Genomic DNA, 18,669 nt, shown 5'->3' on the forward strand with positions numbered 1-18,669 from the left:
ATGCCCCGCAACATCCTGATCAAGAACGGCATCATCGCCACCTTGGGCGATGAGAACAAGGTCCTCTATGGCCACGCCCTGCTCATCCAGGACGGGCTCATCAAGACCATCGCGCCGCAAGGGACCTTCCGGGGCAAGTACGCCAAGGTCATCGACGCCAAGGGCAAGGTGGTCCTGCCCGGCTTCATCAACGCGCACATGCACTTCTACAGCACGATGGTGCGCGGGCTGGGCAAAGCCGCCCCGTCCAAGGACTTTCAGGAGGTCCTCGAGAACCTGTGGTGGCGCCTCGACAAGAAGCTGACCGTGGAAGACTCCTACTACAGCGCGGTCCTGCCCCTCATCGACGCGGTCAAGCGGGGCACCACGACGCTCATCGACCACCACGCCAGCCCCTTCGCCGCGCGCGGCTCGCTCAGCAAGATCGCCCAGGCCGTCAAGGACGTCGGCCTGCGCGCGTCTTTGTGCTATGAGCTCTCGGACCGCGACGGGCCCAAGGTGGCGCAGGACGGCATCGACGAGAACCTGGCTTTCATCAAGACGTGCGCCAAGGACAAGGACCCGCAGCTCAAGGCCCTCTTCGGCCTGCACGCCTCCTTCACCATCAAGGACGCGACTCTGGAGAAGGCCTCCGCGGCCGGCCGCGAGCTGGGCGCGGGCTTCCACGTGCACACGGCCGAGGCCAAGTCCGACCAGGACTACAACATCAACAACTTCAACATGCGCGTGGTGGCGCGCCTGCAGAAGTTCGGCATCCTGGGGCCCAAGACCATCGCGGCGCACTGCGTGCACGTCGACGAGGACGAGATGAGCCTGCTGCGCGACACGGGCACGGCCGTGGCGCACAACCCGCAGTCCAACATGAACAACGCGGTCGGCGTGGCCGACATCATCAAGATGTCCCAGAAAGGCATTTTGGTGGGCCTGGGCACCGACGCCATGACCGTGAACATGCTCGAGGAGGTGCGCGTCGCCCTTTGGGCCCAGCACCTGTCCCACAACAACCCGAGCGTGGGCTTCATGGAGGCGCTGGGCAGCCTCATGTTCAACAACGCCAAGATCGCCAACCGCTACTGGGACCCAAAGGTGGGCGTGCTGAAGGAAGGCTACGCGGCGGACGTGATCCTGATGGACTACTGGCCGCCCACGCCCTTCGACGAGAGCACCTTCCTGGGGCACCTGGGCTTCGGGATCTCCCAGTCCTTCGTGGACACCACCATCTGCGGCGGCAAGGTGCTCATGGAAGGCAAGAAGCTCAAGATCGGCTTGGACGAGGCGGAAGTCGCGGCCAAGTCCCTGGAGCTCTCCAAGAAGCTCTGGGCCCGATTCTGACTTTGTGAGGGTCTGACCCTCACAAAGTCGGAGCCTTTCCCGGAGCACGACCCCCGCTTCGGCATACCGAAGGCCAAGGGCCTCATGTTCGTGGAGCTCGCCAAGGCGCTGGCTTATGAGCCTTAGGTCTGGAACATCGTCTGGACGCGCGTGCAGGCCACTTGCTTGATCCAGGCGTCCAGGGCTTTGTGCTTCTTGAGCAGACCGGTGAGATCCCGGGCCGGGAAGCGGAAGAGCCGGCAGGCTGATTCCGTGCGCACCGTGGCCGAGCGGGCGGACTTCATCAAGAATCCGATCTCTCCGAAGAAGTCGCCGGGGCCGAGCCGGCCCACCTCGCGCGCCGCGGCCTTGGCGGCTTTGCGCCAGACCGACAGCTCGCCCTTGTAGACCACGAAGAAATCCTCGCCGCGCTCGCCTTCCCGGAGCACGTCTTGATAGGCGGGCCAGACCTCCAGAGAGATGGCGGGGAGGCTCTCCAGCAGGCTTTCCAGGGCCGGCGACTCGGAGAGCGCCTCGGAGAGCTTCAGGGATTGGGCCAGCCAGTCGAGGTCCTTGGGGCGGATGTTCTGCGGCACAGGTGTCTTGGGCATGGCATGGCCTCCGATCCTGGGTCAATGATAGCTCATCGGGCCGCTCCGGTCAAAGGGACGTCGGCAGCGCGTCGGGTTTCCGCGCGTCAGTCCGCCGGATTGTCGCCGGGAGGGGGAGGGCCGGTGGGCGCCCCGCCGTCGACCTCGCTCTGGCCCTGGAACCAGAGCTGGATCTGTCCGAGCGCCGCGGCCTGCCGGATGCTTCCGCCCTTCATCTGCAGGTAGAGCTTCATCTCGAGTCTGTCCTTGCCGTTGCTGCCGTCCGGGAAGCCATGGGGCTGGGGCCAGAGGTTCTCAACGTGGCTGTTGCCGCCGATGGACAGGGGGATGAGGTGGTCGAACTCGTAGTCGTGCCATTCGCTCTGCGCGACGCCATAGTGCGCCGCCACCTCCTGCTTCATCTGCTGGGTGACGTGGCGCTTGCAGTAAGGGATCTGCTCGGCGTAGCGGAACTCCTTGAAATCCGGGTCGCTGGTACTGCAGAGCTTCCCGGGAGTGAAGGACCAATCCGGGGCGACCCGCGGTGCCGTGCCGCCGAGGACCGTCAGGGGAGCTTGCGAGGCGGGCTTCACCGGGGCGGCCGCGCCGGCCGGAGGGACCGCGGCGCGGTCCAGGGCGGAGCTGTTGCCGAAGAACCGGGCCGAGAGGCCCTGGATCGCGCCAGGCTGGATGAGGCTCGTCGCCGCGGCCGCGGGCTGCTGGTCCGCAGGCTGCGTCTGCGCGGCTGCCAGCGCGGGAGCCAGGAGGACGAGAGAGAAGGCGAAGCTCTGCAGGCGCATGTCGCGGCCTCGGTAATATCATTATTGGGGGCAAGGGCCCGCTCTGTCAAGACCCAGAGACCCCCTCGCTTGGGGGGGGCTTCATTTCCTATAATGATAACGTCCGGAAGCATCAAATGAAAACGATCCTGGAGAAGCTGAGGCTGAGATTCGAGTTCGTGTTCGTCTTGGCGATCATCTTGTCGGCCGGGTGCATCCATTATCTGGTCCGCTACAAGCTGGCCTTCCTGAACCTCTACGCCATCCCGGTCCTGATGGCGGCCTACTATTTGGACACCCGCAAGACCATTCTGGGAGGTCTCGCCTGCATCCTGCTGACCTTGTTGAATGTGGCGCTGGCGCCGCAGCGGTTCCTGGGTCCTGGGGGCGGCGTGGAGCTCTATTTCAGCCTGCTCACTTGGGGGGCCTTCCTTCTCCTTGCGGCCATCCTGGTAGACTACATGAAGAAGCAGCTGGTCAGCGAGATCGAGCATGGCAAGGGCCTGGGCCGGCAGATCGTAGCGCTCAAGGAGTTCGACGCACTCAAGGACCGGTTCGCGCGCAGCGTCACCCACGACCTCAAGGCGCCCTTGAACGCGGTGCAGGCCTATGCGCAGCTCATGCGCAGCGGCACCTCCGGGCCGCTTTCCCAGACGCAGCAGCGGCAATTGGGCATCATCTGCTCCAGCACGGAGGAGATGGCCTACCTCATCGATGAGATCCTGGATTTCGCCAAGATCCGGGCGGGACTCATGCAGTTCCACAAGGCCCCGGTCCGCGTGCGGGAGATCCTGCAGTCCGTGCACGATCTGCATAAGGTCAACGCCGAGAAATTCGGGATCCAGTTCATCATGCAGGCGCAGGAACCCTTGCCGCAGGTCTGCGTGGACAAGGGGCAGATCGCCCGGGTGGTCACGAACCTGGTCTTCAATGCCTTCAAATTCACTCCGAGCGGCGGCAAGGTCGAGATCTTCGCCCGTCGGGACGCCGCGTCCCAAGTGCTGGTGCAGGTCCGGGACAGCGGGGTGGGCATCCCCAAGGCTCTGTTGGAGAGCATCTTCGATCAGTTCTTCCAGGTCGCCGATACCCGCAAGAAGGCGCGCACCGTAGGGACCGGCCTGGGGCTGGCCATCGCCAGGGAGATCGTGCAGAGCCACGGCGGAAAGATCTGGGCGGAGAGCGGCAACGGGGACGGCAGCGTGTTCTCTTTCACTCTCCCCGCCGAGCCCGAGCCCGCGGCGCAAGCAGGCAGGTAAAGGAGCGCGTATGCCAGAGCAGAAGAAGGTCCTCGTGATCGACGACGACATAACCCTGCAGGAGTTCTACACCCAGGTCCTGTCGGCCCATATAGTGAAATTCTGCACCAGCGGAGAGGACGCCATAGCCTGGCTCGAGGCCGGCGCGACCTTCGATCTCATCTTCCTGGATCTCGACCTGTTGGGCATGTCCGGCTTCTCGGTCCTGGATAGGTTCAAGGCGATGAACACAGGCAAGTTCCCCCCGGTGATCGTCAACTCCTGCCTCACCGACGCTGAGACGCAGAAGCGGGCTCTGGAGAATGGGGCTGCGGCCTTCATGTACAAGCCGATCTCCATGGATAACCTCTTGGGCCTGACCCAGAGGTTCTTCAGCGCGGCGAAGTGAAGCTATTCTTCCTGCTGGGCCTGTGCGCCTGGCCCGCGCTGGCGCGGGCCGGCGCGGAAAAATGGTTTTTCAGCAAGCCCAGGACCGTGCGGGTCTACCTTACGGCCTCGGCCGGCGGCCAGCGCCTGGCCCTGACGGAGACTTCGCCCTTCGCCGACTTCGGCCAGCCGCTGGAGTCCCAGCCCTGCGTGTTCGTGGACCCCTCCAAAGCCTTCCAGACCGTGCTCGGCATCGGCGGAGCCCTGACCGACGCGGCGGCCGAGACCTTCGCGAAGCTGCCCAAGGACAGGCAGCGCGAGCTCCTGCGCTCCTATTATGACGTCAAGGACGGCATCGGCTACACCTTGGCCCGCACCAACATCCACAGCTGCGACTTCTCCAGCGAGAGCTACACCTACGTCGCGGACGGCGACCGCGCCCTCAAGACCTTCAGCGTGGCCCACGACCGGAAGTTCCGCATCCCGCTGATCAAGAGGGCCATAGCCGCGGCGGGCGGCGCGCTGACCCTCTTCGCCAGCCCCTGGAGCCCGCCGGCCTGGATGAAGGACAACGGCAGCATGCTGCAGGGCGGACATCTCAAGCCCGAGTTCTTCCAGACCTGGGCCGACTACTACGTGCGCTTCATCCGCGCCTACGAGGCCGAGGGCATCCCGGTCTGGGGCATGACCATCCAGAACGAGCCCATGGCCAAGCAGACCTGGGAGTCCTGCGTCTTCACGGCGCCGGAGGAGCGGGACTTCCTCAAGAACCACCTGGGTCCGACCTTGGCCAAGGCGGGGCTGGGCGACCGGAAGGTCCTGGTCTGGGACCACAACCGGGACTTGATGTACCAGCGGGCGCAGACGATCTTCGGCGATCCGGAGGCGGCCAAGTACGCCTGGGGCCTGGCCTTCCATTGGTACGAGAACTGGTCCGGGGGAGAGCCTCAGTTCGAGAACGTCCGGCGCGTAGCCGAGGCCTTCCCGGGCGTCAACCTCTTCCACACCGAGGGCTGCAACGGACCTTTCGACACGAAGCGCATCGACGACTGGGGCTGGGGCGAGAGCTACGGCCGGTCCATGATCAACGACTTCAACAACGGCGCGGTGGCCTGGACGGACTGGAACGTGCTCCTCGATGAGCGGGGCGGTCCCAACCACGTGGGAAACTTCTGCTTCGCTCCGGTCCACGCCGACACCAGGACCGGGGACCTGCACTACACCAGCGCCTACTACTACATCGGGCATTTCTCCAAGTTCATCCGGCCGGGCGCGCGCCGGGTGGCCAGCCTGAGCAGCCGGGACCCGCTGCTGACCACGGCCTTCCGCAACGGCGACGGCAAGCTGGCCGTGGTGGTGATGAACCGGGGCGACAAGGATATCGCTTATCGCCTGTGGATCGAGGGCCAGGCCGCGGCGCTCACCAGCCCTGCGCACTCGATCGCGACCTTGCTGGTCGACTAGCAGGCTGCTGATAAACCCTCCAGCGGAAAGGACGGTGTCCGGACACAGTCCTTTCGGTAGCGGGCAACAGTCCGTCCCCGAATTGGCGAGCCGAAGGCTCGCCAGTCGCGCCGAAGGCGCCATCCTTCGTGCAACCTATCGGCTGGGTTCTGCCGCCCCGCTTCGCGGGTCGGTTGCGCCCGGCAGACGGCCGCCGGGCGCTCGCAGAACGGACTTTATCAGCAGCCTGCTAGCCCTTGAAGACGATGAATTTGCGCGCGGCGAAGTTGATGGCCAGGGACGCGGCGGCGTTGGCGGCGTAGGCGTACGTGGTGGGCAAGCCGGTCCATTGGATCAGGGCCCAGCCCAGGGCGGTCCCGATGGCGAAGCTGGCCGCGGAGACCGCGTAGAAGAGCGCGAACTCCATGGCCTTGCTGTGCCGGCCTCTGGTGAAGACCCACAGGACGTTGGCGACATAGGCCGTCAGGTTGGAGAACATGAAGGCGATGACCTTGTCCCAGACGTAATGGGCCGAGCGGACGCCCTCAGGGATGGCCGCCGTGTGCAGGCCGAGCAGGCGCGCGGCGGGGTCGCCGGGATTGAGGGCGGGCAGAAGCAGGACGGCGGCGAGGTAGAAGACCAGGACGTCCACCGCGGTGGCGAGGACGCCGCAAACGGCGTATTTGGCGAACTGGACCAGCGGGTGAGCATCCCGCCGGAGGCATTGCTCCCAAAGGCGCCGCGCGTATCGCCCCATCATAGGGGGGATGATACCAAATCGACGAGTAATCCCTTGATGCCGGGGGTACTCCCAGGCTTCCGGACCGCTCAGAGGTTGATGTCGACCTGCAGGGTGAAGGTGTTCTTGCCGGCCACGGCGCGGTTGTTGTAGATGTCGTAGCCGAGGATCACGCTGGTCTTCTCGGAAAAGGCCCAGGAGAAGCCCAGGTTGGTGGCGCCCGCCAGCGACTGCCCGCCCTGATAGTCCACGGCGAGCCAGAGCTTGTCCGATATCTCCTTCATGGTCCGGTCCCAGGAGAGCAGGACCCCGTTGTTGGCCACATGCCCCTGCTCATCGCGCAGAACGGCGCCGTTGCCGCCGTAGTAGCCGGCGGAGAGACGGCCCACCTTCGGCAGGGTCCCGGCGGCCAGGCCGTAGACGATGTCCTGGTTGGTGAACCCGTTCTTGGTCCCGATGTTGTAGCCGCCGATCGCCAGGGCGGGGGACCACTCGGCCAGGGAGTTCTCCGGCGTGCCCAACTTCCCGTGGAAATAGAGGGGGTTGTTGTCGAGGACCTTGTCGCCCTGATACATCAGGTCGAATCCGGTCTCGGCCTGTATCTGTTTTGTGGGCAATATACCGATGGTGGGGCCGATCATGGAGACCGGGCCCTTCCTGGTCCCGGTGTTCTCGTCCTGGCTGCGCAGGTAGGCGTCGATGTTGAGGTGCAGGACCTTGTAGGGCTGGATATCCGTGGAAGGGATCCAGATCTGCGTCGAGGGCGTGGCTCCCGCCGCGGCGGGAAAGCCCAGGGCCAACAGCGCGATGAAGATCTTCATGGCGTTCATCCTATCAGTTCGCGAGGGACCGACGGGGCCCAGACAGGCGGCGTAGCCTGTCTGGGCCGTTGCGCGGACGTCAGGTCTGCAGGTAAGCCGTCTCTCCATGCACGCTCTCGTCGAGGCCCATTTCCTGTTCCTCAGCCGAGGTGCGTACCGGGGTGATCATGTTGATGAGGAACAGCATGACGTAGGTGAAGATGAAGGCGTAGATGGCGGCGCCCACCACGGCGATGCCTTCCTTCAGGAAGAAGTTCACGTTGCCGTGGATGAGGCCGTCGGCGCCGTTGGGGTTGACGAACTTGGTGGCGAATATCCCCAGGCAGAACACTCCCAGAACCCCGCCCACGCCGTGCACGCCCCAGACGTCGAGCGCGTCGTCCCAGTTCATCTTGTTCTTGATGTTGACCGCGATGTAGCAGACCACGCTGGAGGCGATGCCGATGAGGACCGCGCTCTTGACCGTGACGTAGCCGGCCGCGGGCGTGATGGTGGCCAGCCCCGCGATGGAGCCGGTCAGCAGCCCCACGAACTTGGGCTTCTTCTCGATGACCCAGGCCAGGATGAGCCAGGTGGTGGCCGCGAAGGAGGCGGCCACGTCGGTGTTGACGAAGGCCTGCGCGGTCACGGCGTCGACCTTGAGCTCGCTGCCCGCGTTGAAGCCGTACCAGCCGAACCACAAGAGGCCCGTGCCCAGGGCGACCAGCGGGATGCTGTGCGCGGCGGCGTCCGAGACCTTGCGCTTGCCCACGAAGAAGACCGAGGCCAGCGCCGCCATGCCGGCGGAGGCGTGGACCACGATGCCGCCCGCGAAGTCGAGCACGCCGTGCTTGGCCAGCAGGCCGTTGCCCCAGACCATGTGCGCCAGCGGGAAGTACACGAACAGCAGCCAGGCCACCAGGAAGATCAGGTAGGCCTTGAAGTTGACCCGGTTCGTGAAGGCCCCGGTGATGAGCGCCGGGGTGATCTGGGCGAACATCATCTGGTAGGCGAAGAACACGAACACCGGGATGCTGCTCACGCCGGAGAAGGCCTGGTTGAGGCTCATGCCGCGCATGAAGGCGTTGTCGAGGTTGCCGATGATGGCTCCTTCCCCGCCGCTGAAGCAGAGGGAATAGCCGCAGACGTACCAGAGCACGGTGGTGACGCCCATGGAGACGAAGCTCTGGATCATGATGGCCAGGACGTTCTTGCGGCCGACGAGTCCGCCGTAGAAGAACGCCAGGCCGGGAGTCATGAGCATGACCAGGCTGGTGGCCACGAGCATGAATCCGGTATTGCCGGTGTCGAACATGTTCTCTCTCCTTCCTTATTGAAATGACGGCCCTAGGGCCGGGAAGGCCCCCATGCCAGGAAACACTAGCTAACTGGGCGCGGGCGCCGAATCAGGGTTTTCCTGAGAACGGCCCGCCAAATCCCTGAGACGGCGCATGTGTTATAATCACGAAGACCAGCATGCAGACATCCCCCAAGGCCGTGGGCGGCCCCGCGCGCGGTCTCGAGCAGCGCCAGCAGAGGCGCATCCGGATACTCCACCTGTTCCAGGAGAGGGTCAAGGAACTGGCCGCGACCATGCTCCAGGATGACGCGCAGGACATCGCCGCGCTCCTGCGCGAGGTGGTCGCCATGCTGCCTTCGGCTTGGCAGTACCCGGCGTCGGCCTCGGCCCGGATCCGGCTGGACCAGCAGGAGTTCCGCGCCCCGGATTTCGAGGCCACCCCATGGCGGCAGAGCGCGGCCTTCGTCACGAGCGACGGACGCCGAGGCCTCATCGAGGTGGTCTATCTCAAGGAGTTCCCCCAGGCGGCCGAGGGCCCCTTCTTGGCCGAGGAAAGGAAGCTCATCGATTTCCTGGCCGAGATGTTCCGCGGCTTCATGGATAGGAAGATCGCCCGGCAGGCTCTGGTGGCTTCCCGCGACTCCTACCAGGAGCAGCTCCGTTGTCTGGCCGCGCAGCTTTCGCTGACCGAGGAGCGGGAACGCCGCGCCCTCGCGGCCGACCTGCACGACCACATCGGCCAGACTCTGGCCGCGGCCCGGCTCAAGCTGAGCGCCCTGGCCGGGACTCGCGAGACCGAGGCGGTCCGGGCCCTGTTGGATGAGGCCATCCAGTACACCCGCTCGCTGACCTTCGAGCTGAGCTCCCCGGTCCTTTACGAGTTGGGCTTGGCGCCCGCCCTGGAGCAACTGGCCGAGCGGATGCAGGAGAAGCACGGCCTCGGCATCGAGGTCCATGATGACGGGGCCGCCAAGCCCATGGACGACGAGGTCCGGGTCGTGCTGTTCAAGGCGGTGCGGGAGCTGCTCATGAACGTGGTCAAGCACGCCCGCGCCGGCCGGGCCACGGTCGCCCTGCGCAAGGTCGACCGGGCCGTCGAGATCTCCGTGGCGGACGACGGGGTGGGCTGCTCCGCCGAACAGGCCGCGGCTTCGGCCGGGTCGGGGGGCTTCGGGCTTTTCAGCATCCGGGAAGGGCTGCGCCACTGCGGCGGAGAGTTCGCGATCCGGCCCCGGGCAGGGCGGGGGACCGAAGCCACTCTCAGGGCTCCGCTCCGGGCCGCGGACCGGGGGCATTGACTTGGAGACGCGGCTGCTGCTCTGCGACGACCATAAGCTCTTCCGGGAAGGCCTGAAGACCCTGCTGGAGAAGAGGCCGGGCCTGCGGGTCGTCGCCGAGGCGGCCGACGGCCCGGGCGCGGTGGCCGCCAGCCTGGAGTCCCGTCCGGACGTCGTCATCATGGACATCTCCATGCCCAGGCTCAACGGCATCGAGGCGACCCGCAAGATCCTGGAACTGCGCCCGGATTGCCGGGTCATCGTCTTATCCATGCACTCGGACCGCCGCTTCGTCAAGGAGGCCTTGAAGGCCGGCGCGTCGGCCTACCTGCTCAAGGACTCGGCTTGCGACGAGCTCTGCGCAGCGGTCGCCGCTGTAGCGGAAGGCAAGACTTACCTGAGTCCCGCCATCGCCCATATCGTGGTCGCGGAATGCGTGGGCCGCGGTTCCCGGGATGACGGGGCGGCGTTCTCCGTGCTCTCCGCCCGCGAGCGCGAGGTCCTGCAGCTCCTGGCCGAGGGCCGGTCGACCAAGCAGATCGCCCTGCACCTGCGCCTCAGCGTCAAGACCGTCGAGACCCACCGCATGCAGACCATGCGGAAGCTCGACATCCACAGCATCGCCGGCCTGACCAAGTACGCGATCCAGGAGGGGCTCGTCTCGTTATGAGCATCGCCCGGAAGGTGTTCTTCGTGGCCGCCAGCTTCGCCTTGCCCATCATCGTGCTGGCCTTCTTGGTGGTGCGCAGCATCAACGAGCACATCACCTTCGCGCGCTGCGAGCTGGCCGGGACCGCCTACCAGCGCCCCTTGGAGGCCCTGCTCTGGGACATCCAGGATCACCAACTGTCCGGGCAGGCCGCGGCCTTGACAGGCACCATCCGCCAGGAGCTGGCGGCCCTGCAGGCCGTGGACCGCCGCTACGGGGTCCTGCTGCAGTTCACGGGCGAGGGCCTGGCCAGGCGCGGCCGGCAGCTCGCCACCGCGGGCAATCTCCAGCGCGGCTGGGAGCGGCTGGAGGCTCTCAGCTCCCGGGGGAGGTCTCCCGAGCTCGACGCCCAGTACGACAAGCTGACCGCCATCATCCAGACCATGATCACGCACGTGGGCGACATGTCCAACCTGATCCTGGACCCGGAGCTCGACACCTTCCATCTCATCACCGACACGCTGGTGCTGCTGCCCAAGACGCAGGCGCGCCTGGCGCGGGCCACGGGTGCCGGGCGCCTGGATCATACGGACCGGATGGCTCTGGCCGTCCAGGCCTCCTTCCTGGAATCGGAGCGCGGACAGATCAAGTCCCATCTGGACACCGCACTCAGCGAGAATTCCAACGAGTTCCACGGCGCCTTGGACTCGTTCCAAAAGAACGTCCCGATCGCCTACGAGGAGTACGAGTCCGCGGTGAACCGGTTCATCGCCCTGGCCAAGCGGGCCGCCGACGGCGGCCGCCCGGTCGTGCCGGCGCAGGACTACGTCGCGGCCGGCCGGAGCGCGCGCGAGGCGAGCTTCCGCCTCTGGGACGCGGCCGTCCCCGAGTTGGACCGGCTGCTCCAGGCCCGCATCGACTACTACACCAAGCGCAAGGTCGTGGCTTTGCTGCTCTCCGGCCTGGCCCTGCTGCTGGCCTGCCTGTTGGCTTACCGGATAGCGGCCAGCCTGATCCATCCCCTCAACCGGATATCCCGCACGCTGACCCCGGGCGCCGACCTGCTCGACGGCAGCGTGCAGAAGCTGGCCGATTTCACCGATAAGGGGGCGCAGGACCTCACCTCGATGCGCATCACCTGCGACGAGCTCGACGCCCATGCCGAGAATATGCGCAAGACCGCGCGCGAGCTGGCCGCGGTCGTCTTCGGGGACCGCGGCCGCGCCTAGAGGTTGATGTCGACCTGCAGGGTGAAGGTGTTCTTGCCGGCCACGGCGCGGTCGTTCCAGATGTCGTAGGCGAAGAGCACGCTGGTCTTCTCGGAGAAGGCCCAGGAGAAGCCCAGGTTGGTCGCGCCCAGCAGATTCTGGCCGCCCTGGTACTCCACCGCGCACCAGAGCTTCTTGGAGATCTCGGCCATGGCGCGGTCCCAGGAGACCAGGACGCCGTGGTTGGCCGTATGCCCCTGCTCGTCGCGCAGAACGGCGCCGTTGCCGCCGTAGTAGCCGGCGGAGAGACGGCCTACCTTCGGCAGGGTCCTGGCGGCCAGGCCGTAGACGACGTCCTGGTTGGTGAATCCGTTCTTGGTCCCGATGTTGTAGCCGCCGATGGCCAGGGCCGGCGACCATTCGTGCAACGACTTCTCCGGCGTGCCGACCTTGCCGTGAAAATAGAGCGGGTTGTTGTCGAGGGCCTTGTCGCCCTGGTACATCAGATCGAAGCCGGCCTCGGCCCGGATATCCTGGTAGGGCATGACTCCGATGGTCGGTCCGGTCATGTACATCGGCCCCTTGCGCGTCCCGTTGTTCTCGTCCTGGGTGCGCAGGAAGGCGTCGAAGTTGAGGTGCAGCACCTTGTAGGCCTGGATGTCCGTGGAAGGGATCAGGATCTGGCCTGAGGGCGTGGCCCGGGCCGGGGCGGCCAGGGCCAGGATCGACAGCGCGATGAAGGTTCTCATGGTCCTCCTGCCGTCCGGAAGTATATCAAACCAGCATCCGCCGCCGCGCCGGCATCTCGGCACCCCGGTTCCAAATTGGTATCATAGCCGTAACGTCCCATGCGTCCCGTGCACATATCCCTGAAGGAGGAAACATGCCCCATCGCAGCCACGCCCCGGAGAGCCTCGCCCAGATGACCCCCCGCCGCGGATCCCAAACCCAGAAGGTTTCGGACTATTTCGGCTGCAACGTGTTCGGCCCGGAGACCATGCGCCTGCTCCTGCCCAAGGACACCTACCGGCGGCTGCGCGAGGCCGTGGACCTCGGCAAGCGCATCGAGCCGGAGGTCGCCAACGCCGTGGCCGCGGCCATGAAGACCTGGGCCCTCTCCAAGGGCGCCACCCACTACTGCCATTGGTTCCAGCCCATGACCGGCTACACCGCGGAGAAGCACGACAGCTTCGTGGAGCCCACGGGCGACGGGCGGGCCATAGAGAAGTTCTCCGGCCGCCACCTGGTGCAGGCCGAGCCCGACGCGTCCTCCTTCCCCTCGGGCGGCCTGCGCGTCACCTTCGAGGCCCGCGGCTACACGGCCTGGGACCCCACTTCCCCGGCCTTCATCATGGAGATGAAGGGCGGCGCCACCCTGTGCATCCCCACCATCTTCGTCTCCTACAACGGCCAGTCCTTGGACGACAAGACGCCGCTGCTGCGCTCCTGCGACGTCATCAGCAAGGCGGCCCTGGACATCCTCAAGCTGTTCAAGAGCGACGCGGCCAAGGTCCACGCGACCTTGGGCGCCGAGCAGGAGTACTTCCTGGTCGACCGTTCCTATTATGAGAGCCGGCCCGACCTGCTCATGGCCGGGCGCACCCTCGTGGGCGCGCCGTCGCCCAAGGGCCAGCAGCTCGAGGACCACTACTTCGGCAGCATCAAGGAGCGGGTCTTCGCCTTCATGAACGAGGCGGAGAGCGAGCTTTATAAGCTGGGCGTGCCGGTCAAGACCCGGCACAACGAGGTGGCTCCCAACCAGTTCGAGAGCGCCCCGGTCTTCGAGGAAGTCAACGTGGCGGTGGACCACAACCAGCTGGTCATGGACGTCCTGGACCGCATCGCCATCCGCCACGGCCTGGCCGTGCTCCTGCACGAGAAGCCCTTCGCGGGCATCAACGGCAGCGGCAAGCACTGCAACTGGTCCCTGGCGACCGACACGGGCAAGAACCTCCTGACCCCGGGCGACACGCCGAACGAGAACCTGCAGTTCGTGGTCTTCCTGGCCTGCATCGTCAAGGCCGTGCACGACAACCCGCTGTTCCTGCGCGCCACCGTGGCCTCGGCCGGCAACGACCACCGCCTGGGCGCCAACGAGGCGCCGCCGGCCATCATGTCGGTGTTTTTGGGCGGGCACCTGACCAAGGTCTTCGCGGACATCGAGAAAGGCGTGCACCCCAAGGGCCAGGACAAGGAGTGGATGTCCTTCGGCCTCTCCCGCATCCCGCCCATCCTGCGCGACAACACGGACCGCAACCGCACCTCGCCCTTCGCCTTCACCGGCGACAAGTTCGAGTTCCGGGCCGTGGGCTCGTCCTTCAACACCGCCCTGCCCATCACCATCCTGCACGCCATCGTGGCGGCGCAGCTGCGGCAGGCCAAGACAGACATCGAGGCCAAGCTCAAGAAGAAGCCCTTCAAGGACGCGGTCCTGGAGGTGCTGCGCGGCTACATCAAGCAGTCCAAGGCCATCTGCTTCGAGGGCAACAATTACTCCGCCGCCTGGGTGAAGGAAGCGGCCAAGCGCGGCTTGCCCAATGTGCAAACGACTCCTGACGCCCTGGAGGGTTTCAGCCGTCGGGAGAACGGGGCCCTGCTGGAGCGCCTGGGCATCATGAGCGCGGAGGAGAGCCTCTCCCGCGAGCACGTCAAGCTCGAGAAGTACGCCAAGGACATCGAGATCGAGGCCCGGCTGCTCATGGAGATGGTGGAGACCCAGATCGTGCCGGCCGGCCTGCAGTACCAGAACCGGGTCGCTGAGGCGGTGCGCGGACTGCGCGAACTGCTGCCCTCCGAAGCGGCTCTGGATACCCAGATCGGACTCCTGCGCAACGTCGCGGACCACATCGACCGCGCCAGCAAGGGCGTGACCGAACTGCGCCTGGCCGTGGCGCGGGCCGTGGATGAGGAGGACGGCGCACCCCGGGCGCGCTTCTACTGCCACAAGGTCAAGCCGCTCTTCACCCCCATCCGGGAGGCGGTGGATGGGCTCGAGGGCCTGGTGGACGCGGAACTCTGGCCCCTTCCCAAGTACCGGGAGATGCTCTTCCTCCTTTAGATGAACAAGCACGCGCCCGGACCCGAGCCGCAGCCCGAGAAGTCCCTGCCGGAGGGCGTCCGGCATATCGTGGCAGTAGGCGCGGGAAAGGGCGGGGTGGGCAAGTCCACGGTCGCGGTCAACCTGGCCGTGGCCCTGGCCGCGGAAGGGCTCAAGGTCGGGCTCCTGGACGCCGACGTCTACGGCCCCAACCTGCCGCAGATGATGGGGGTCTTGAACCACGTGCCCCGGCTGGGCGAGGACGGCAAGATCGAGCCGGCCGAGGCCCACGGGGTGAAGCTCATGTCCATGGGCTTCCTGCTGGAGGCGGACTCGCCGGTCATCTGGCGCGGGCCTCTGCTGCACGGGGCCATGAACCAATTCCTGCGCGACGTGCGCTGGGGCGGGCTCGACGTCCTGGTGGTGGACCTGCCCCCGGGCACGGGCGACGTGCAGCTCTCCGTGGCCCAGACCGTGCCTCTGGCCGGCGCGGTCATCGTGACCACGCCGCAGAGCATCGCGCTCTGCGACGTGATGAAGGCGGCGGCCATGTTCCGCAAGCTGGAGGTCCCGATCTTCGGCGTGGTGGAGAACATGGGCGATTTCGTCTGTCCGCACTGCCGCAAGACCAGCCGCGTCTTCTCGCACGGCGCGGGCAAGAAGTTCTCGCAGATGTACGGGGTGCCCCTCTTGGGGGAGATCCCGCTGGACCCGGCCGTGTGTTCGGCCGGGGAGGATGGGAGGCCCTTGTGCGTGGCGCATCCGGAGAGCGCCCCGGCCAAGGCCCTGCGCGGCCTGGCGCGCGCCGTCGCGGCCCGGCTGGCCATACCGATAGCGAAGAGGCAAGGAGGCTGATATGAGCACGCAGACAGCGACCCCAGAGACGACGCCCCTGGCCGCGGGCACCGCGGCGCCGGATTTCCGGCTGCAGGACCAGGACGGCAAGGAGTTCCATCTGGGCGACCATCTGGGCCAGAAGACGGTCATGCTCTTCTTCTATCCGCTGGACTGGAGTCCGACCTGCTCGAAGGAGAACGCGTGCTTCACGCACAGCCTGGCGCGTTTTCAGGAGTACGGCGAGGTGGCGGCCATCTCCAGCGATTCGGTGTATTCCCACCGGGCCTGGGCGGACAAGTTGGGCCTCAAGCACCGCCTGCTCTCGGACATGCACCGCGCGGTGTCCAAGTCCTACGGACTGTACTTCCCCAAGGCCAACATCAACCAGCGCGCGACCGTGATCATCGGTCGTGACGGCAAGGTGGCCTGGGTCAAGGTCGAGGCGGACATCACCAAGGAGCGCGACTACAACGAAGTGGAGGCGGTCCTCGCCAAGCTGCCCAAGTGAGATGCCCATGACACCTGAACCCAAGAAGGCCGAGCCGAAGATGGACCCGAATGCCCTTTATCGGGAGGAGGTCTTCACCGACCACCAGGCGGGCACCATCCGCCGCCTCTCGCCGGTGAAGTCCGACGGTGCTGCGGACGCGGTGCGCAGGACCATATACATCGGGGAAGCCCAACTGCTGACCTCGGCGGGGGCCCTGCCCTTGAGCTTCGAGATCGAGGCGCAGTCCCTCGGCGACGCCGCCCAGAAATACGGCGAGGGCGTCAAGCAGGCCTATGAGGACGCCCTGGAGGAGTTCCAGGAGCTGCGCCGCCGCGCCAGCTCCGGCTTGGTCCTCCCGGGGGCCGGCGCCGCGGGTCTGGAAGGCCTGGGCGGCGGGGGCTTGCCTCCGGGCGGGCTTCCCGGCGGCGGGAAGCTGAAGCTCTGAGCTGAAAGACGAGCCAGGCTGGCGAGGCCGGTTTTGAGACGAAAGCCCCGGGGCCGCGTCCAACTCCTGAAGGATTTCGTCACCTTTCCCCTGCGCGCGCTGACCCTGTTCCACAATGACCGGTGGGGCCTGTCCGCGCTTTCCTCCGAGCGGTTCGAGTATGTCGGGCGGGAGGTGAGAGGTCGCTGTCTGGACGTGGGCTGCGGCCGGAGCAACCGGTTCGTGCAGGAGTTCCTGGGCGGCCACGGCAAGGGCATCGACGTTTTCAGGTATGAAGGACTGGCTCGGGACGAAGTCGTCGCGGACCTCTGTCGCTTCCCCTTCCCGGATGCCTCCTTCGATTCCGTCACGTTCATCGCGAATCTGAACCACGTGCCGCGCTCGAAAAGAGACATCGAGTTGGCGGAGGCGTGGCGATGTCTAAAGCCGGGCGGCGACATCGTGGTGACCATGGGCAACCCGGTCGCCGAGATCCTGGTGCATCAGGTGGTCTGGCTTTACGACAAGGTCTTCAGGACCGACTTCGACATGGATACCGAGCGGGGCATGGCGGAAGGAGAGGAGTACTTCTTGCGGGATGCCGAGATCGTCTCACGTCTGGCCCGGGCGGGGTTCTGCGGCGTCAGGAAAAAATATTTTCCGACGCAATGGGCGCTGAATCACTTGTTCGTCGCGTCGAAGCCGGTCTGAGCGAAGAGCCAGCGCAATAGCCGCAGTCCGCTGCGGGCGAGGTCCAGGAACCCGCGGGGCCTGAGCGCTGTTTTCAAGAGATAGCCGGGCCGGAAGTAGAACCTGCGGTAGGCCTGGCTCATGATGCGTTTGAGCCGCGCCTCGGTCCAATGGCCCGTGATGAGCAGGGGCCTGGTCTGCCCGTATTCCTCGGGCGCCGGCCCGGGGCCTTCCCGGTACCAGCCGTTTTTTACCGCCAGGTCGTAGAGGTCTGTGCCGGGCAAGGGGCTGAGGCTGCCGAACTGGGCGTAGTCTATGCCCAGTTCGACAGCGAACTCCACGGTCTGGAGTTCCTCTTCATGGGTCTCGACGGGGATGCCGAGGATGAAGTAGCCGAGGACCTTGATGCCGGCCTTCTTGGTCTTGGCCACGGCGTCCTTGACTTGCTCGACCTTGATCCCTTTGCGCAGCCAGTCGAGTCCTTTCTGGTGCGCGGTCTCGATGCCGAAGGCGATCTGGACGCAGCCGGCTTTCTTCATCCAGGAGAGCAGCTCGTCGTCCACGGTGTTGGCGCGGCATTCGCACTTCCAGCGTATCTTGAGGCCGCTGTCGATGATGAGGCGGCAGAGTCGGATGACGCGCTCGCGGTCCAAGGAGAAGAGGTCGTCGTAGAACATGAAGGCTGTGACGTCGTGCTTTGAATGAAGGGCCTCAATTTCCTTTATAACGTTTTCAGGGCTGCGGGGGCGGTATTTGCTGCCGCACACGGTCTTGTCGCAGAAGATGCATTGGTAGGGGCAGCCGCGGCTGGAGAATATGGTGGCGAGACGTTCGCCCGGGAACAAGGGATGGCGGTAGCGCTCCATGGGCATGAGGTCCCAGGCTGGGAAGGGGAGCTGGTCCGGGTCCTTGATCGAGGCGGGTGCCGAGTCGTGGCTTTTGGTGATCACGCCTGGGAAACCGGTGCCGGTGTCTCCGGCCAAGAGCGCCTTTGCGAACCGGGGGAAGCTCTCTTCGGCTTCGCCGCGGAAGCCGAAGTCGAGCTCCGGGCATTGTTCGAAGATCTTGCGGCTGACGGCGCTGGGGTGGGCTCCGCCGAGCGCGAGCCAGCGGGCGTGGGGGCGCAGGCTCTTGGCCAGCCGATAGGCGGCGCCGGAGAGGGGGGTTGTGGCTGTGATGCCTACGAGCTCGGGTCTGAGTCTTGCGACTTCTTGTGCGACGGCGTCATGATCGAGGCCGAGGGCGACGGCGTCGATGATCTGTGTTCCCAGGCCGGCTTGGCGCAGGGATGCGGCGAGGTAGCCTAGGCCGAGGCTGGGGATGACAAGAGAGGCGCTCTTGCCGGGGATGGGGGGATTGATGAGGGCGATCATGGGCATCGTCGGGGATAATATACCATGCTCGGGGCAGCGGCGGCGGCCAAGACGTGGAAAGCCCCGGAGAGCGAAGCTCTCCGGGGCTTTCCCGGATACG

19 protein-coding genes are annotated in these 18,669 nt (G+C 65.9%); 12 read left to right on the forward strand and 7 right to left on the reverse strand.

The window, feature by feature from the left end:
* Nucleotides 1-1,332 (forward strand): putative aminohydrolase SsnA, encoded by a 1,332-nt coding sequence (gene ssnA, locus NTY77_10450; protein ID MCX5795904.1) that lies wholly within the window; start codon nt 1-3, stop codon nt 1,330-1,332.
* Between the two features lie 122 nt (nt 1,333-1,454).
* Here the strand turns inward: ssnA and NTY77_10455 are convergent, their stop codons facing one another.
* Both NTY77_10455 and NTY77_10460 read right to left on the reverse strand, forming a co-directional pair.
* Entirely contained in the window at nt 1,455-1,922 is a 468-nt protein-coding gene (locus NTY77_10455) for a cyclic nucleotide-binding domain-containing protein (protein ID MCX5795905.1), read from the reverse strand.
* Nucleotides 1,923-2,008: 86 nt separating this feature from the next.
* Nucleotides 2,009-2,701, reverse strand: a complete 693-nt coding sequence (locus NTY77_10460; GenBank protein ID MCX5795906.1) for a hypothetical protein — start codon at nt 2,699-2,701, stop codon at nt 2,009-2,011.
* 116 nt (nt 2,702-2,817) lie between these two features.
* On the opposite strand from NTY77_10460, the gene NTY77_10465 reads away from it, so the two are divergent.
* From NTY77_10465 to NTY77_10475, 3 genes are read left to right on the forward strand one after another with little or no spacing between them, the layout of a single operon-like run.
* A complete protein-coding gene (locus tag NTY77_10465; GenBank protein ID MCX5795907.1) occupies nt 2,818-3,936 on the forward strand; it encodes a HAMP domain-containing sensor histidine kinase in 1,119 nt (372 codons plus the stop codon).
* Nucleotides 3,937-3,946: 10 nt separating this feature from the next.
* Nucleotides 3,947-4,324, forward strand: coding sequence for a response regulator (locus NTY77_10470; protein MCX5795908.1), 378 nt, complete (start codon nt 3,947-3,949; stop codon nt 4,322-4,324).
* The gene (locus tag NTY77_10475) at nt 4,321-5,766 is read left to right on the forward strand and encodes a glycoside hydrolase family 30 protein (GenBank protein MCX5795909.1); all 1,446 of its coding nucleotides are present in this window, start codon (nt 4,321-4,323) and stop codon (nt 5,764-5,766) included. Before NTY77_10470 ends, NTY77_10475 begins: the two co-directional genes overlap by 4 nt.
* Before the next feature lie 229 nt (nt 5,767-5,995).
* On the opposite strand, the gene NTY77_10480 is transcribed toward NTY77_10475, so the two are convergent.
* The 3 genes from NTY77_10480 to NTY77_10490 all read right to left on the reverse strand — a co-directional run bounded on the left by NTY77_10480 (nt 5,996) and on the right by NTY77_10490 (nt 8,599).
* Entirely contained in the window at nt 5,996-6,505 is a 510-nt protein-coding gene (locus NTY77_10480; GenBank protein MCX5795910.1) for a GtrA family protein, read from the reverse strand.
* Between the two features lie 68 nt (nt 6,506-6,573).
* A complete protein-coding gene (locus NTY77_10485) occupies nt 6,574-7,305 on the reverse strand; it encodes a hypothetical protein (protein MCX5795911.1) in 732 nt (243 codons plus the stop codon).
* Nucleotides 7,306-7,384: 79 nt separating this feature from the next.
* On the reverse strand, nt 7,385-8,599 hold the full coding sequence (locus NTY77_10490) for an ammonium transporter (GenBank protein MCX5795912.1): 1,215 nt from the start codon (nt 8,597-8,599) through the stop codon (nt 7,385-7,387).
* A 161-nt stretch (nt 8,600-8,760) separates the two neighbouring features.
* On the opposite strand from NTY77_10490, the gene NTY77_10495 reads away from it, so the two are divergent.
* The 3 genes from NTY77_10495 to NTY77_10505 are packed head-to-tail and all read left to right on the forward strand — an operon-like array spanning nt 8,761 to nt 11,739.
* Entirely contained in the window at nt 8,761-9,882 is a 1,122-nt protein-coding gene (locus tag NTY77_10495) for a sensor histidine kinase (GenBank protein MCX5795913.1), read from the forward strand.
* A gap of 1 nt (nt 9,883) precedes the next feature.
* Nucleotides 9,884-10,531, forward strand: coding sequence for a response regulator transcription factor (locus NTY77_10500; GenBank protein ID MCX5795914.1), 648 nt, complete (start codon nt 9,884-9,886; stop codon nt 10,529-10,531).
* On the forward strand, nt 10,528-11,739 hold the full coding sequence (locus NTY77_10505; protein ID MCX5795915.1) for a hypothetical protein: 1,212 nt from the start codon (nt 10,528-10,530) through the stop codon (nt 11,737-11,739). The genes NTY77_10500 and NTY77_10505 overlap by 4 nt, the downstream gene beginning before the upstream one ends.
* Here NTY77_10505 and NTY77_10510 read toward each other — a convergent pair.
* Nucleotides 11,736-12,467 carry a hypothetical protein gene (locus NTY77_10510; GenBank protein ID MCX5795916.1) on the reverse strand — a complete coding sequence of 244 codons (732 nt, stop codon included), beginning with the start codon at nt 12,465-12,467 and terminating at the stop codon, nt 11,736-11,738. The genes NTY77_10505 and NTY77_10510 overlap by 4 nt on opposite strands.
* A 134-nt stretch (nt 12,468-12,601) precedes the next feature.
* Here NTY77_10510 and NTY77_10515 point away from each other — a divergent pair, with 134 nt between their 5' ends.
* Genes NTY77_10515 through NTY77_10535 form a run of 5 tightly spaced genes read left to right on the forward strand, consistent with a single transcriptional unit; the run spans nt 12,602 to nt 17,217 of the window.
* A complete protein-coding gene (locus NTY77_10515) occupies nt 12,602-14,776 on the forward strand; it encodes a glutamine synthetase III (protein ID MCX5795917.1) in 2,175 nt (724 codons plus the stop codon).
* Nucleotides 14,777-15,610, forward strand: a complete 834-nt coding sequence (locus tag NTY77_10520) for an Mrp/NBP35 family ATP-binding protein (protein ID MCX5795918.1) — start codon at nt 14,777-14,779, stop codon at nt 15,608-15,610.
* Between the two features lies 1 nt (nt 15,611).
* Nucleotides 15,612-16,100 carry a redoxin domain-containing protein gene (locus NTY77_10525; GenBank protein ID MCX5795919.1) on the forward strand — a complete coding sequence of 163 codons (489 nt, stop codon included), beginning with the start codon at nt 15,612-15,614 and terminating at the stop codon, nt 16,098-16,100.
* Nucleotides 16,101-16,107: 7 nt separating this feature from the next.
* Nucleotides 16,108-16,527 carry a hypothetical protein gene (locus NTY77_10530; protein MCX5795920.1) on the forward strand — a complete coding sequence of 140 codons (420 nt, stop codon included), beginning with the start codon at nt 16,108-16,110 and terminating at the stop codon, nt 16,525-16,527.
* A gap of 33 nt (nt 16,528-16,560) precedes the next feature.
* Nucleotides 16,561-17,217, forward strand: coding sequence for a class I SAM-dependent methyltransferase (locus tag NTY77_10535; GenBank protein ID MCX5795921.1), 657 nt, complete (start codon nt 16,561-16,563; stop codon nt 17,215-17,217).
* Here the strand turns inward: NTY77_10535 and NTY77_10540 are convergent.
* A complete protein-coding gene (locus NTY77_10540; protein ID MCX5795922.1) occupies nt 17,187-18,569 on the reverse strand; it encodes a radical SAM protein in 1,383 nt (460 codons plus the stop codon). The two genes, NTY77_10535 and NTY77_10540, sit on opposite strands and share 31 nt — an antisense overlap.
* Nucleotides 18,570-18,669 lie beyond the last annotated feature (100 nt).

The sequence above is a fragment of the Elusimicrobiota bacterium genome, from assembly GCA_026388095.1.
Classification (GTDB): domain Bacteria; phylum Elusimicrobiota; class Elusimicrobia; order UBA1565; family UBA9628; genus UBA9628.